The organism is Alienimonas chondri (assembly GCF_013036045.1).
Lineage (GTDB): Bacteria > Planctomycetota > Planctomycetia > Planctomycetales > Planctomycetaceae > Alienimonas > Alienimonas chondri.
Map to the genome: position 1 here is coordinate 12,660 of NZ_WTPX01000060.1, position 14,846 is coordinate 27,505.

The window sequence follows — 14,846 nt, forward strand, 5'->3', positions numbered from 1 at the left end:
GGACCGCTCAGGAGCCCCCGTCGGGTCCGATTCGCCGCAACCTGTCAGGCCGACGGCTGCCGCGAGAAGCAGAAACGTGTAACGCCGTATATTTTCCAAAGTCAGGTTCAACGATCTTCGGGTGTTAAAACGGAAAGGCGAAGGGATGGAATGCGGAAACCCGGCGTTCGATGAGAGAGCCGGGTCCCGCGACGAGTGATCAAATGATTAATCGTGCGAGCGTCGTGGGTCGCGGCTTACAGGGCGTCCTCGACGACTTCGCCGCCGTTGCGGGTGCAGAGCGCCTGCCAGGTTTCCAGGGCGATCGAGTCGGAGATAAACTGCACGCTGCCGTCGGCCATCGCGGCGTTGACGCCGCCGGAGTGGTCGCTGCGGGCCGAGGCCCAGTTGTCTTGGTCGGAGAAGTTCTCCGTGCAGATCAGGCGGTCGTCGTCCTTCAAACTACTGTCGTCGCAGCCGGGCACGCGATCCGTGCCGTCGGAGTTCGGCACATGGCGGGCGCTGAAGGCGGCGGCGCCCATCCACCCGCCGAACCACACGCCCCGGCTGTCTTTCGTGCTCTCGACGGTCAGCAGTTCGCTGATCGCCACGGTGTTCGTGGTGCCGTCTTTCACTTCGCCGAATCGCGTTCCTTCGCCCCGACCCATCTCGGACAGGCCTTCGCCCTGACCGGAAATCTGGTTGATATCGAACATGCCCGCGGTGGATTTCGACTGGAAGGAATACAGATTGTCGGAGCCGTAGTTCGCCCCGTAATTGCCCTTCGACTGCTCGTCCGTGCTCCAGCCTGTATAGAGCAGTTCCGCGGTCTCGGCGCTGGGGCAGCGATACACGACGGGCGTGAACGTGCTCAGGCGGGAGGGCTCGAATTCGCAATAATCAGAGGTGTTGTTGTACTTCTTTACGCATTCCACCAAGTCACGGTCCAACGCGGCGAGTTCCAGTTCCGCCAGGATATTCGACGCCCAGTTCGGACCGTGATAGCTGGGTTCCTGAATGCCGCCGAGGTTCCATAACGTCGCGCTGGGGTTCGCGGACGTGATGCCCGGGGGGAACGATTTGTGGGTGCCGTGGTGGTTATGCAGAGCGAGGGCGATCTGCTTTAAATTATTCTTGCACTGCGACCGCCGGGCGGCCTCGCGGGCCTGCTGGACCGCAGGCAGCAGCAGGCTGACCAGGACCGCAATAATGGCGATCACCACCAGCAGTTCGATCAGGGTGAAACCGGAACGTCGATTCTTGGAAACGCGGGATGTCATTCGAGAACGATCTGGCAGGGAAGAGTGAGGGAAGGAGATCGAGCCGAAACTCGCCCGCAGATCCGGCGTTCGTCAGCGGGCTGACGGACCGATCCCGGGGCCGAAATTCGTCACGCTTCCCAGTCTCCGACGCTCTGCCAAGTCCTCGTGAGGGACCGGGCGAAGATTGCGTGAACGCTTCCCCCGCAGGCTGATCGCACGCGCACCGATCGCGCAGCGGCGCCGACCGCCGGGGCGTTTCGGGCGGCCCGACGACGGCGTCGCGCTGCCGCTCGGGCTAGGCGTTCATACCCGTCGTGCCGCTGGGATTCTCGACCGTCAGCCCGTCGCCCAATTCCTCACGCAGACGGCTCAATACGTCCGGCAGGTCGAACTTACGCAGTACGCCGTTTGGCAACAGGCTATAAGGCCAGTCGGCGTGTTCGTCCTCCACCAGCGCCCGCCATGACGGGGGAAGGCCGGAGAGGGTGACGGAGGTCGGCTTGCGTCCCTCTTCCAAGAGCAACGCCGCGGCCAGCGCCGCGGGGATCGCGCCCCAGCGGTCGCCGCACAGGTGTAACTCGCCGTCGTGGTATTTGGCGACGAAGGCCCACGCGGCCAACACGTCCTTCACGCGTCCGCCGAGGATCGGTTCGTTCCACATGCGGGCGTAGGCGGAATACATATAGCTGGATCCATAGGGGTTCAACGCCTCGCGCGGGCCGACGGTGCCCGGTTCGCTCGCTCCGGTGCCGCGGACGTCGCAGCCGTAGATCTGGGCGTCGGCGAATCGCTCCGGCAGGCCGCGGGCGAATTCGCTGTTCTTCGAATCATTCTCTTCGGTCGGCTGACCGAACGCCGCGTCGGCCCCCCGATGGGCGACCAGCAACACGGCCGAGGTATCGGCCTGCGGGGGCGGGCCGTCCATCCGGTCGTCCTGCAATCGCAGCACCGGCACGGTGATCCGCGGCTCCGGCCGCAGGGCGAAGCGGGCGGCGGACCGGGTCGGCAATCCCGTCGACCGGCGCCACGCGGGAATATCGAACGGCGGGGCGGCGGTCGGGGTCTCCTTCAAACCGAGCGCCTCGCGAATCAGGGCGGCGTCCGGCGCCTCCGCGTCTTGCTTCGGGATGTGGTTCCGCACCATCTTCCAGACCGGCGTCGACCCGGCCTTCAACACCGATCCCTCCGGCGTCGCGAACAGCGCCTCGGGCGGCTCCGGCGATTCGAAGGTGAAGGGCGAGGGAGCCGGGCGCCCGGCGGCGCGGCAGAACGCCTCGACCATCGCCCGCCGCAGCGGCGGGTCGAATCCGTGTAGACCCGGGGCGACGGTGAGGCTCGCGTGGTCCGGCGCCCCGGCGGCCGCGGCGAGCTTTGCGAGGCGTCCGTACGCCTCCCGGGCGCCGCGGACGTCGAAAAAGTCCGCCCGCTTCGCCAGCACGCAGGCCGTGCCGAGGCGTTCCTGACCGGCGACCCGCCCCTCGCCCAGCAGGGCGGGGACGAGCATGCTGTGATGGTCCATCCCCAGCGCCAGCATGCCGGGCGGGCACTGCTCGGCGTCGGCGGGCAGTTCGTTGCGGAGGTTGCGGGCGAGGGTGGTGACATAGCAACTGGGGGCGGAGGCGGTGACGCGGTCGTCCCATGCCGTCACGAGGCAGGTCAGCGTGCCGCCGCCGCTATTGCCGGTGACGCCGAGGAACGGGGCGATCGACACGTCCTCCCGCTCCGCCAACAGGTCGATGCCCCGGACGCCGTCCCACGCCCGCCAGGACCCGAACCACTCGCCGAGCGGCCGCATCAGGCGATCGAGCTGGTTGTGCTCCCCCACGGTCCCGCCGAAGTGACTGCCGCCGTGGCCGGTGGCCGGCTCGCCCTTGGGCCACTGGAAGCGTTCGCCCTGACCGATCGGGTCGATGATCAGCGTGGCGAACCCGGCCTTCGCCAACTCAACGCCGAACGCCTGATACTTGCCCTCCGCCTTGCCGGTGGTCGAGTGTCCGCAGACCCCCAGCACGCCGGGATGCGGGCCGTCTCCCTCCGGGAGATACAGGTTCGCCGTGACCAGCAGCCCGGGGCGGCTCTCATAGGTGATCATCTCGATGCGGTAGCCGTCTCGTTCGAGCGTCCCGGTCGTCTGGGCCTTGAGCGGGGTGCGTTCGGGCTTCGGTCCGAAACACTCCGCGAGCCGCGCCCGCACGTCGACGGCGTGCTCCGCGGCGGCCTCGGGGGAGTCGATCGCGTCCAGTTCCTCTTTGATCCGTGCGGCGTGGGCCGCGAGCTTCGCCTCGTAATACTGCTGCTGCATCCGCGGATAAGCCGGGCCCAGCGCATCGGCCGCCGCGGCATGGGCAGGACGAACGGAGGCGAGCAGCGCCCCAGCGGTCGTGCCGACGGCGGTGCGGTGAAAGACGCGGCGGGAGTGGCGAGCGGGCACGGCACGGCCTTTCGAGCGGGGGATGAACCGACAAAGTCGAACGCTCGTTATTCTGAACGGCCCCGCTCCCCGATGCAGTTCCGCCCGGATCGTCCCCCGTGCCCGAAGTCGCCGTCGAATCGTTGCTCTGCCAGCACTGCGGCGCCCCGCTGAAGGTCGGCCGCGGAGCGGCGTTCGTCACCTGCGCGCATTGCGGCGCGTCGCTGCGGGTGGTGCGCTCGGACAGCGCCGCGTGGACAGAACTGGCCGGCGAGCTGACGGAGCGGGCCGATCGGATCGAAGCAAAAGTCGATCGACTCGACCGCCGGACCGAACTGGCGGACCTCGATCGCGAATGGGATCGGACCCGCGAATCGCTGATGGTGCAGGGCAAGCACGGTCACACGAGCGAACCGAGCGTGGTGGGCGGCGTGATCAGCGGGGCGGTCGGCCTCTTCGGGGCGGCGTTTGCGTTGATCGTGTCCGCCGGGGCGGGGTTCCCAGCGATCATCAAAATCGGCTTCCCGATCGTATTCGCGGGAATCGGGCTGTTCGCGGCCTTCAGCATCCTCAGTAAAGCGGACCGTTGGCGGCGGGAGGAACGCCGCTACCGACGCCGCCGGGCCGAGTTGCTTCGTCCGACCCAGGCCGCGGAGGACGACGCATGAATGAGGCAAAGCCGACGACCGACGCCGGCCCAGCGGTGCGATCCCTTTCCTGCGACCGCTGCGGCGCCCCGCTGACGGTGGGTCCGCGGGCGCGGTTCGTCACCTGCACCCACTGCGATTCGCGGTTGAGCGTGCACCGCACCGACTCCGCCGCCTGGACCGAGACCTTGGGCGAGGTCGCCGAGGCGACCCGTCGAATCGAAACGAAGCTCGATGCCCTCGCTCGTCGCCCGCAGTGGGAGCGGACTACTGACCCATTGGCAGATCTTGAACAAGAATGGTCGCTGAAACGTCGCTGGCTTGGGTATTGGACCCGTCGGGGGACCATCGTGCCGCCGACGAAAGAAGCGGCTGCCAATGAATCGTTGTTCTGGATCATCGCCGGTCCGATCGCCGCGGTCGGCTGGTTGATCGCGGTCGGGATCGTCGATGGGCTGGGGGGCGAGGCGGCTCCGCTCTATGCCGGGCTGCTGATCGTGCTCCCGATCTTTCGAGCGTGCTGGCTCCTCCTTTTCGCGGAGCGTCGGGAACGGCTCTACGTCGCTGCAGAGCAAGACTACCGTCGCCGCCGCGCAGAGCTGCTTCGTTCGACCGAGACCAAAGCGGAGGACGACGCATGAGCGCCGCTCGCCCGTTTGACGATGCTTCCTCCATCGAGGAACTGGAGCGTGTGTGGGCGCGGGAGCGGCATCGGCTCTCGTTGCCTGGAAAGGCGCCGGGCATTCGGTACGAACCGACGTACGTTCGCGTCCTGTTTATGACCGGCACGGGGTTCGCGGCCGCCGCGGTTCTGTCGTGGGTCTTGAGAGAGGAGCCGAACGCTCGCCCGCTGCCGTGGTTCGTCGCCGCCGTCGCCTTCTGCGGGGGACTTTGGTTGCTGTGGAAGACGGTTCGATTTCACGCGGCCCACGCGGCTTACCGCCGCCGAAGGGCCGAACTCGGGGGCGAGGCCGGCGTTTCTCACGAACGGACCCTCTGAGCCGACCCCTTCCGCGGGCGGTGGCCGCACGCTAGCGTGAGCGGAACCCATCGGAGGCGGCTGTTCGGTTCGGCCGGCAGCGCCTGCGAGGGTTTCCACGGGCGGTTCCGCCCGACGAGCGTTTCGCTCATCCGGCCGCGCCGCGGTTCGTGGCGTCGTCGGCCCACGATTCCCGTCCCCGCCGACCGGCGGGAGGAGGCCTTCCATGTCCTTCCCCGACACCGCCGCCCGCTTCGCCCGCACCGCCCGGTCCCGGGCGCCCCGGGCCGGTTCGACCGGTCAGGCCGCCGCTCGTGGACTGCGTGCCGATGACGTGATGACTAGGAAGTTGATCACGCTCTCCCCGGACACGCCCATCCAGCAGGCGATCGGCACGCTGCTGAAGCACCGCATCTCCGGCGCCCCGGTGGTCGGCCCGGGGCGGTCGTTTCTGGGGGTGTTCAGCGAGAAGATCTGCATGCGAGCGCTGTTGGACGCCGCCGCGGAGCAAACCCCCTGCTGCGGTACGGTCGGCCAATACGCGGACGCGAACGCCCATACCGTCGAGGAGGACACCGACCTGCTGACGATGGTCCACCTGTTCAACGAGGGCCGTTTCCGCCGGCTGCCGGTTCTGCGGTACAACGCGAACAGCGACGTCGGCGAGGTGGTCGGCCAGGTGAGCCGCCGGGACGTGCTGCGAGCGGCCTACGATCTCGGCACGTTCAAACCCGAGCGGGAGAAGCCGCACCCGCTGTATCTCTCCGGCGTCCGCTCCGCCGACGACGCGTTGCCGGTCTGACGGGGCGCCGGTGTAACAGGGAGAATCGGAGCGATAGGCTGACGCGGGTTCGCCCGATTCGGATCCCGTCGATGCTATTCGCCCCGCTTTTACTGGTCGTCGGTCTGGCCGCCGCTCCCCCCACGGAGGTGGGGCGGGGGACGGTCTGCGAGATCACACTAACCGCCGCGGTCGATCACGCGGACCCGCTGCGCGACGTCGCCCCGCGGGTGCGGTTCACGTTCGCCGAGCCGCTCGGGACGCTCGACCGGGAGCAGGTGGGCAAGTCGGCGACGGTGGACGCGTTCTGGGACGGAGGCCGCACTTGGAAAGCGAGGTTCTCCCCGCCGTATGTGGGTGAGTGGACTTGGGAGGTCGTCGGCGAGGCCGATGCGGGTATGGTGAGCGGAACCGGTCAGTTCCGCTGCGTGCACTCCGCGGACGGACATCGCTGGCCGCGAGTCGCGGAACCTGACGGCGACGGAGCGTCCCGGTACCTCACCAGCGGAAACGCGGTCGGATCCCGCTGGCCGCTGTTCTGGCTGGCGGACACCGCTTGGAACGGCGTGCTGAAAGCGAAGCCGAAAGTTTGGGACGAATATCTCCGGCGGCGTCGCGGACAAGGATTCACCGCGATTCAGTTCGTTGGCACGCAGTGGCGCGGGGCGAACGCCACGCTGCCGAACAAACCGATCGTCGTCGCCGACGGTCGGGTGGTCGGCGTCGACCCGGACATGCTGCGGGCGATGGACGGGAAGGTCGCCGCCGTCACCGCGCACGGCCTCATCCCGGCGCCGGTGTTGTTGTGGGCCGTCGGGCCGGACGACCCGGGGAACGCTTGGAGCGAAGCGGATGCGGTTCTCGTCGCCCGCTATTTGAAGGCCCGGTGGGGGGCGTACGGCTGCGTCTGGCTGCTGGGCGGGGACGGGAAGTATCAGGACGTGGACCGTTGGAAGCGGATCGGCCGGGCCGTGTTCCCGCCCGGCGAGTCAGACGGCAGCGGCTTCGACCGCGGCCCCGTCACGCTGCACATGGCCGGTCGGACCTGGGTCGCGGATCGCTTCGTCGGTGAGGAATGGTTCGACTTCGTCGGCTATCAAAGCGGCCACGGCGAAAGCGACGACGACCTGAAGTGGCTTACCAAGGGGCCGCCCGCGACCTGGTGGAAAACGCATTCGATCCCCGTTCTGAACCTCGAACCGAACTACGAGGGGCATCCCGCCTACAAGACCGGCACGCCGCACGACGCCTTCCACGTTCGGCGGGCGGCTTGGTGGAGCGTGCTCAATAAACCGACGGCGGGCGTTTCTTTCGGCAACGAGGCGATCTGGCCGTGGAACGATGCCCCCGGCCCCGTGGACGGTCACGGCAAGCTGCTCACCACCGGCATCCCGAAGGGCTGGGCGAGCACCAATGGCTTCAAGACCGACGGCACCGGGGGGATGACCCAGTTGAAGGCGTTTTTCGCTCCATGGAACTGGCAGAATCTGCGACCCGCCCAGGATCTGATCGCGAACCAGAGCGACGACCCCGCCGCGTTCGTCGTCGCGGCACGGACGCCGGACGGCCGATGGACCGTGATCTACACGCCGGTCGGCGGGACGGTGATTCTCACGAAGGCGGGCATCGCGGGGGGGAACGATTGGCGATTGTTCAACCCCCGCACCGGCGAGGAGGCCCCGATGGCGATGGACGAACTCGGCGTGCTGCAAACGCCGCCCGGTCACGATTGGGTCATCGAGCGGCGGGTGGACTGAACCGCGGAGGATGAGGGGCGTATTCCCGGTCGGCGACAGACCGAATCGCTTGGCGGACGGCCGGTCGCCGTACACTGCTTCACCCGCCTCCGCTTGTGGATTGTCGCCGATGAAAACCGTTCTGCCGTGGATCGTCGGTCTGTGTACGGTCGGTTTGGTGGCCGGCGCCGCCTGGGTCGGGGTGACGTATCTCCCGCCCCCGGTCCCCGCGGCCCAGCGGGCCGGCGTTCCCGATCCGTTCGCCCCGCCGGATCGCGCCCCCCTGAAGCCGGATCACGATTACGTCGTGCTGATCCGAGCGATCGAGGTCGCCCCCAAAGGCCCCGGCGACAAGACGTGGGAACGCGGCTTCGACGACGGCCCCGATCTGGCGTACGACCTCAGTTGGCGGGGCAACGTGATCTTCAGTTCCGACGTCAAAGAGGACACCTTGATCGGCCGCTGGGAGGCGGTGAACGTGGACGTCTGGGACTCCGTCCAAAACGGCGGAAACGTGGATCTCGGTCAGGCCCTCAACAACGGCGCCGTGGTTCGGACCCCGGCGCTGCCGGAGGAGGGCGGCGGCCTGAAGGATATCTCCGACGGCATGCTGACCGTGCGGGTCTGGGACAGCGACCTGTTCGACAACGACGAGGCCGGCGAAGTGACGCTCCTGATGAGCGATCTGACCGAGGGCGACAGCGAACTCCGCTTCAGCGTCGATCAGGCCGGAGCGATCCGCCGGATCAGCGTCCGCGTCACCGACCGCGAGGTGCCGGTGCGAAACCTGATCGAAATGCTCCGAGCGCCGTGATCCGGGTTCGCATGGTTTGAACCGCTCGCGTCGCCCCGGCGTTGGCGACGGGATGCGATGGTTCAGAAGAGGCGCCGACCGACCCGCGAAGCCGCTGCGGTGGTCCACGCCCCGTTGGAGCGAAATCACGCGGCTGCGCCGGGCGACTGCTCAGATTTTGAGGCTGACGGTCTGGGGACGGATAGTGGCCCTTTACGCGGCGATCGTCGTCGTCGGGATGAGCGTTCTGTGGGCCGTGTGGCCGAACCTCGTGCTTCCTCCGCTGTTTTGGTGGCAGGCGATCGCGCTGCCGGGCGCGCTCTGCTTCAATTTGCTCGCGCAGAACTGGCTGATGCGGTATTTCGCGGGCCGCGCCGCGATCGGTCCCAAGTGGGTGGGTTTTGGAATCGGGCAATCTTTCACAGTCGTGAAGTGGCCGGAGGTGACCGTCCTTCGGCTCACCGTCTTCGCCCCGGATCGCGTGCGGCTACGCGTCGAATGGCAGACGCCGAAGGGGCGCCGCCGCGCGCGACACGTCGGCGTGCCCTCAACGGTGAACCTGCGAGAACTCCGAAGCCGTTGCCCAATTCCCGTCACGGTGCGGGACGCCCGCGGCCGGATCGGGCTGACGGGGGGCCGGGTGGAGCAGGAACGACGGCGGGCTGACGCTCAGGCGGCCTCGGCCGGGGCGGGGACGACCGGGGTCGGTTCGTCGTCGCCCTCGCCCTCCAACCCGCCGTATTCAAAGTCGGACAGTTCGGCGACGCGGCGCATGATGCGCTCGGTCGCCTCGGCCAGCACCTCCGGGGTCTTCCTCTGACCCCGCAGATCGGACAGATCGACCGGCTCTCCGTAATGGATCTCGGCCCGGGTCGGCTTCAAGAGACTCGTATAAATATTTTTGCCGCGGGGGGCGTTTCGCAGGCCCACGGGGTACACGGGGGCGTCCGTGGCGAGGGCGAGGAACGCGGCGCCGGGCGTCGCCGGACGGAGCCGATCCGGGTTGTGATTAATGCCGCCCTCGGGGAACAGACCAACCAATCCGCCGTCCTTCAGCCGCTTCAACGCGACCTTCACCGCCTTCATATCGCGACCGCTGCGGGCGACGGGGATCGTGTCGAGGGCGTCGTAGAACCACTTCAATTTCGGCACGTCGTAGAGCTCTCGCGCCATCAGGAAGGCGATCGGGCGGATCTGCTCCGGGGCGTCGGCGTGGCGGCTCCATAGCAGCATCGGGTCCCCCGGGCTGCGGTGGTTCGCGACGATCAGAGCCGCGGTCGGCGAGGGCTCATCGCCTTTGCCGGGGCGCGAGGGGCCGCGGGGGAAGGGGCAGGGTTCGTTCCGCGTGGCTCGCCACAGCCCGCCGGTGAGGGGGATCGCCAAGACGTACAGTAGCCAGACGAGTCGCCCGTGCGGACAACGCCCTGAGCGCTGCCAGAGAATCGCCGCGACGATCGCGATCGCCAGCAGCGCCGCCCCGGCGACGAGGGCGGCGGGGGAGAACTCTGGCACGGCGGGGCGGGGGTACGCGAACGATGAGCGCCGACGATCGGCAAATGGGTTTTAGCGTCGGACGGAGATGCGCTCCATACGTGCTCATCACGAAGCAGACGATCGAGCCGCCGGCTTGGGGATCGAGCCGGGTTCGCGGATGATCGCGCGGGTGTTCCGCCGCCTCGCCTCGCATCTGTCCGACGAGTTCGCCGGGCTGGGGCTGTTGTACGGCGTGATGCGGCATCGCGGCTTGCCGCCCCGGCTCGGGCCGGCGTCCGGCGTGGACGTGAACGAATTGCTCTCCGGCGACCCGGCGAGGCTGTTCGGACCGCTCCCGGGAACGGTCCATCTGCGGGCCTGCTCCGACCCGTTAGCGGCCGCGGAAGCGGACCGCGTCGCGGGCTGTGCGGAGGTCCGCGACTTCGCGTTTCCCTCCTCCGAGGCGACGGAGTTCGAGGTGAACGACAGCGTCCGCGGTCGCCTCTGGCGGGCGGAGCGGGGCGACCGTCCGCGGCGCGTCGTGCTGGTCGTGGACGGGGTGATGCAAGCGAGCTTCGGCAACATTCGGGCGTTCGCCCGGACCTGCTGCCCGGCGGGGATCGACGTGGCGACGATCGATCTGCCGTTCAACCACCGCCGCACGCCGGAGGGGTTCCGCCCCGGCCAACTGATCCTCGGCGGCGATCTGCCGCATATGCTCAGCGTGTTGCGGCAGGCGGTGCGGGACACGGCGACGACGTTCCGTGGACTGGCCGACGGCGGCGAGTACCCGGGCGGCGTGGGGCTGGCGGGCATCAGCTTCGGCGGCTGGACCGTGCTGCAAACCGCGGCGCTGCTCGGCTCGATCTGGAAGGGGGAAGCGTCCCGCGGGCCGCGGTGGGTCTGCGGCGTCTGCCCGGCGGCGGACTTACTGTTGGCGCTGACAGACGGCGGGGCGATCGTCCGGGCGGCCCGCCGCAATCTGCGGCTCAGTCGCGACGATCTCGCGCGGCTCGCCCCGGTCGCGGCGTCGATCCGACCCGGCGCCTTCCCCCGTCCTGTTCCCGCAGACCCTTCAGAAACGAATGGGGACGGAGCGAACCGGGTGATGCTGCACGCCGGCCGGTTCGATCGGTTCGTCCCCAATCACGCGATCGAACGGCTCGCCGCGGCGTGGGAGGGAGAGCTGACATGGCATCGGACCGGTCACATGGGCCTCGCCGCGGCGCCGCCGTACCTCAAGGCGGTCGCGGAGCCGTGGACGCGTGACTTGCTCTGGCAGGGGGGCGGGGCGCCGGTTTGGTCTTCGGAATCGGAGTGATCGGAGCGACCTACGAGCGGGTTGCCCGCTTCGTGCGCGAAGCATCGGGGCGCGGCGGTCGAACGCGGGGGAGTCTGTGGGCACGGCCCCATTCCCCCCTCGACCGCCCGATCCGATGACCGCAGCGACTCCCGACTCCGCCCTGCCGACCGGCGATCCGTGGATCTCCGTGCGGGAGGTGATGAGTCCGCCCGGCCCGACGCTCTCCGCGGGGGCCTCCCTGTGGAACGCGGTCGACGCGGCGCTGCGGGAGGGGGTCGATCGCATTTGGGTTACCGACCCCGACGGCCGACTGGCCGGCGAGGTGACGAACGCGACGCTGCTGCGGCAGGAAGTCTGTCGGGCGCCGGGCGAGCGTTTGCTCGCCTCGCTGTCGACGCCGGTGACGCCGGTGGACGAGTTCTCCGACGCCGGAGCCGCGGTGGTGCGACTGGGCCGCGGCCAGGCGTCGCGACTGCCCGTCACCCGGGACGGCATTCTGGTCGGCGAACTAACGCGAAACGACGCCCTCAGCCTGGTCAACGGCATTCGCCGCATCGCCAACGCCGTGCAGGTCCAACTCACGCCCCCGCCTGCCACGGCGCCGGCGGAGTCCGTCGGCCCCGCCGCCCCGCGGTTCCTCACGCAGCGGGCCGGCCTGCGGGCGCGTCAGGGGAACTCCTGACGGATCGCGGCCGCTCGCTCCTCGCCCAGTAGGGGGATGAGATTTTCAAACCCGGCAAACAGGTCTGGGTCTGGTCCGTGAGCTTCGTACATCCAGATTAGGCCCTCCGCGAGCGTCGCTTGATCCGAGGTCGTCGTCTCCGTGAGAAGGTCCGGCAGATAAGCGTTCAGAGCAAATAGAAACGAGTGAACCGCCTCCAAGTGGCCGCTCTGATCGTACAGCAACGCGACCGGGTAGAGATAGAAGAGAAGGCTCGTCGGGCAACCGCCCATGAACACGAAACTCTGATAAAACTCGCAGTCTTCGCGGGAGACATCCCACGGGGAGAGGTGGCGAATTGGGTGCGTTGCAGAGGAGTCTTCGCCGTAATCATCAATAATTCGTGCCTGCCGCAGATCGATCCCCGGCGGGCCGAACTTCTCGGAGAGCGCCAGCACCGCGGGGTGCGGCGGGTTCTCCGGTCGCGGAGTGCGGCCGACGGCGGCATCGCGACGATGCTGTCGCTCCTTGCGGCGGCTCATGGCTCGGGGCGGCGGGTTACAGAATGAGATCGTCCGCCGCCGGACCCGGTTCGGAGGCTGGCGGTTCGTCCTTCTTCCACAGGCCACGGATCGGGTGGCTGAAGGCGAACCAGAAGGCGATCAGCGGGATCGCGAAGTCGCGAAACACCGCCGCGGCGACGACCGCGAACACCACCTTCACCAGGAACCAGGGACTCTTCCGACCGCGGAGCGTTTGATTCACCACGTGCGGATAGCGCACGCCGGAGACCATCAACCCCGCCGCCAATAAGGTGACGACCGGCAGGCCGATCTTCACCGCGGCGACGGTCCAGGCGGCGACGTCGTCGATCCAGTCGGTCCAGCCGCGTTCGCCGTCGGCGAGATCCAGCAGACCGTTCATCACCAGCGGGACGCTCGCCACCACCGCCGCGGCCGCCGGGCTGGGCAGGCCACGAAAGATGGAGTGATCGTCTTCCTCGTCCGTCTCCACATTGAAGCGGGCCAGCCGCAAGATCGTGCACAGCACGAACAGCACCGCGGCGCCCCACAGCACCCGGCCCGGCCAGACGAACCACAGTTCGCCCTGCGCGTCGAAGGTGTGATTGACGAGTTGCAGCATCAAAAACGCCGGCGCCACGCCGAACGACAGCGCGTCACAGAGGCTGTCCAACTGGGCGCCTAGGTCGCTGCTCTGACCGAGCAAGCGGGCCGCGGAGCCGTCGAAGGCGTCGAAGACCATCGCGGCGAAGATCAGCAGGGCGCTGACGAACAGATGCCCGCCCGCCGCTTCGTCCGCGGGCAGTTCGCCCAGGCCCACCGCCTGCACGTTGGACGCGATGGTGATCGCCGCGAACCCACAGGCGGCGTTGCCCAGCGTCAGCAGGGTCGGCAGCACCGCGATCAAGCGCGGACGCCGCTTTTTTCGCGTCCGCGATCCGTCGTCTTCGGGCGGTTCCAGGGGAGGGGGATCGTCCATCAGCCCTGGTCTCCGTCCAGCGTCGGCTTCTGCAGACCCGCCGGCATTGCGGAGAGCGACATCGTCGCTTCGCCCGCCATCGATTCATCGACCACATAAGCGGCGAGGACCGATTTGCCGCCCAGCACCTTGTCGCCGACCTTCGTGCGAATCATCAGCCCGGACTCGTCCGGGATCAGCAATTCGGTCCGGCTGCCCAGCTTGATCATCCCGATCTTCGCCCCCCGCGGCTTCTCGTCGCCGGGCTTCAACACGCAAACGATCCGTCGTGCGACGGCGCCCGCGATGGCGTGCAACACCATGCGACGCGGCGGCCCGTCGGCCGGATCGGTCGTTTCCAGCCGGAGATGGGCCTGCTCGTTCTCCGTGACGCTGTTCGGGTCGCGGGCGTCGAGATACTTGCCGGGGTGATAGTCGATGCCGATCACCTTCGCCGCCTGCGGCCAGCGGTTGATGTGGACGTTGAAGATGCTCAGGAAGATGCCGATTCGCACCGCCGGGCCGTCCACGAAGGGGTGGAAGTCGAGCTTCGCCACCTCCGCGATCGTGCCGTCGGCGGGGCTGACCACCAGCCCCGGTTCCTCAGGAATCGCCCGCGGCGGGTCGCGAAAGAACCAGACGCACAACGCCCCCGGCACGAGGCTCACCACGCCGAACCAGAACCAGATGCTCTCCCAGGTGGCGCTGCCGTCCCAGTACTCCGTGACGTCGAACCCCTCGCGGCCCGCGTAGACGCAGGCCCACAGCGCCAGCGGACCGAACCACATCAGGCTGAAGACCAGCAGCTCCGCGAGCCCCCAGCGGGCGAAGCCGAGTCGGTTTCGCCAGGTGAACGGGTCGTCTTTCTCGTCCCAGCGCCAGCCGTCGGGTTGGTTCTCGTAGAACTTGGCGTCCCGCGGATCGAGGATCGGGTGCGGCGCCGGGTTGTGAGAACCTTTGCGGCAAGCCTCCATCCGCTTCACGTAGCCGCCGCGGAACGTACGAAGGTACGCCCGCCGCACCTTGCCCCAGGCCAGTTCCAGGCTCATCACCCGCCCGCCGCCGGGCTGGATGTTGACGAACTCCGGCGGGAGAGACTCCAACGGTCGATCCGCCGGAAACTCTTCGGTCGAAGCCAGGTCCGTCGAACCCGCGCCCCTGGAACCCGGAGCGGGGGACGGCGAATCGCTTGGCCGGGGCAGACCCTCCGCGGAGGCCGGTTGGGGAACGGGATCGGGAAGCGGCAACGTGAGCGGCGGGTCGGAGCGAACGCGAGGACGGGCGGCCGTGAGATCGGGCGGCCGTGGGACCGGGGGAGCCGTGGGACGGGGGGAGCCGGGGGA

General features: G+C 68.4%; 14 protein-coding genes. 8 read left to right on the top strand and 6 right to left on the bottom strand.

Features of this window, described 5'->3' with window-relative positions; translation table 11 throughout:
- Positions 1–236: 236 nt before the first annotated feature.
- Positions 237–1,259, bottom strand: coding sequence for a DUF1559 domain-containing protein (locus LzC2_RS10695; RefSeq protein WP_171186698.1), 1,023 nt, complete (start codon positions 1,257–1,259; stop codon positions 237–239).
- A gap of 277 nt (positions 1,260–1,536) precedes the next feature.
- Positions 1,537–3,672: an acetylxylan esterase family protein gene (locus LzC2_RS10700; protein ID WP_171186700.1), complete on the bottom strand. Its 2,136-nt coding sequence runs from the start codon at positions 3,670–3,672 to the stop codon at positions 1,537–1,539.
- Between the two features lie 98 nt (positions 3,673–3,770).
- Between LzC2_RS10700 and LzC2_RS10705 the strand changes: the two genes are divergently transcribed.
- The 6 genes from LzC2_RS10705 (at position 3,771) to LzC2_RS10730 (ending at position 8,608) form a co-directional block, all read left to right on the top strand.
- Positions 3,771–4,319, top strand: a complete 549-nt coding sequence (locus tag LzC2_RS10705) for a zinc ribbon domain-containing protein (RefSeq protein WP_171186702.1) — start codon at positions 3,771–3,773, stop codon at positions 4,317–4,319.
- Complete coding sequence (locus LzC2_RS10710; RefSeq protein ID WP_171186704.1) at positions 4,316–4,939, top strand: hypothetical protein; 624 nt, start codon at positions 4,316–4,318, stop codon at positions 4,937–4,939. The genes LzC2_RS10705 and LzC2_RS10710 overlap by 4 nt, the downstream gene beginning before the upstream one ends.
- On the top strand, positions 4,936–5,298 hold the full coding sequence (locus tag LzC2_RS10715) for a hypothetical protein (protein ID WP_171186707.1): 363 nt from the start codon (positions 4,936–4,938) through the stop codon (positions 5,296–5,298). Before LzC2_RS10710 ends, LzC2_RS10715 begins: the two co-directional genes overlap by 4 nt.
- Before the next feature lie 205 nt (positions 5,299–5,503).
- Positions 5,504–6,079 (top strand): CBS domain-containing protein, encoded by a 576-nt coding sequence (locus LzC2_RS10720; protein WP_171186709.1) that lies wholly within the window; start codon positions 5,504–5,506, stop codon positions 6,077–6,079.
- Between the two features lie 71 nt (positions 6,080–6,150).
- The gene (locus LzC2_RS10725; protein WP_171186711.1) at positions 6,151–7,815 is read left to right on the top strand and encodes a glycoside hydrolase family 140 protein; all 1,665 of its coding nucleotides are present in this window, start codon (positions 6,151–6,153) and stop codon (positions 7,813–7,815) included.
- A gap of 109 nt (positions 7,816–7,924) precedes the next feature.
- Positions 7,925–8,608: a hypothetical protein gene (locus tag LzC2_RS10730; protein ID WP_171186712.1), complete on the top strand. Its 684-nt coding sequence runs from the start codon at positions 7,925–7,927 to the stop codon at positions 8,606–8,608.
- A 648-nt stretch (positions 8,609–9,256) separates the two neighbouring features.
- Here LzC2_RS10730 and LzC2_RS10735 read toward each other — a convergent pair.
- The gene (locus tag LzC2_RS10735) at positions 9,257–10,099 is read right to left on the bottom strand and encodes a lysophospholipid acyltransferase family protein (RefSeq protein ID WP_171186714.1); all 843 of its coding nucleotides are present in this window, start codon (positions 10,097–10,099) and stop codon (positions 9,257–9,259) included.
- A gap of 151 nt (positions 10,100–10,250) precedes the next feature.
- Between LzC2_RS10735 and LzC2_RS10740 the strand changes: the two genes are divergently transcribed.
- Both LzC2_RS10740 and LzC2_RS10745 read left to right on the top strand, forming a co-directional pair.
- Entirely contained in the window at positions 10,251–11,381 is a 1,131-nt protein-coding gene (locus LzC2_RS10740; protein ID WP_171186716.1) for a dienelactone hydrolase family protein, read from the top strand.
- A gap of 115 nt (positions 11,382–11,496) precedes the next feature.
- Complete coding sequence (locus LzC2_RS10745; protein ID WP_171186718.1) at positions 11,497–12,045, top strand: CBS domain-containing protein; 549 nt, start codon at positions 11,497–11,499, stop codon at positions 12,043–12,045.
- On the opposite strand, the gene LzC2_RS10750 is transcribed toward LzC2_RS10745, so the two are convergent.
- Genes LzC2_RS10750 through LzC2_RS10760 form a run of 3 tightly spaced genes read right to left on the bottom strand, consistent with a single transcriptional unit; the run spans position 12,030 to position 14,606 of the window.
- Positions 12,030–12,566, bottom strand: a complete 537-nt coding sequence (locus LzC2_RS10750; protein ID WP_171186720.1) for a hypothetical protein — start codon at positions 12,564–12,566, stop codon at positions 12,030–12,032. The two genes, LzC2_RS10745 and LzC2_RS10750, sit on opposite strands and share 16 nt — an antisense overlap.
- A gap of 16 nt (positions 12,567–12,582) precedes the next feature.
- Positions 12,583–13,524: a CDP-alcohol phosphatidyltransferase family protein gene (locus LzC2_RS10755; protein WP_171186722.1), complete on the bottom strand. Its 942-nt coding sequence runs from the start codon at positions 13,522–13,524 to the stop codon at positions 12,583–12,585.
- On the bottom strand, positions 13,524–14,606 hold the full coding sequence (locus tag LzC2_RS10760) for a phosphatidylserine decarboxylase (protein ID WP_206678658.1): 1,083 nt from the start codon (positions 14,604–14,606) through the stop codon (positions 13,524–13,526). The genes LzC2_RS10755 and LzC2_RS10760 overlap by 1 nt, the downstream gene beginning before the upstream one ends.
- Between the last annotated feature and the right edge of the window lie 240 nt (positions 14,607–14,846).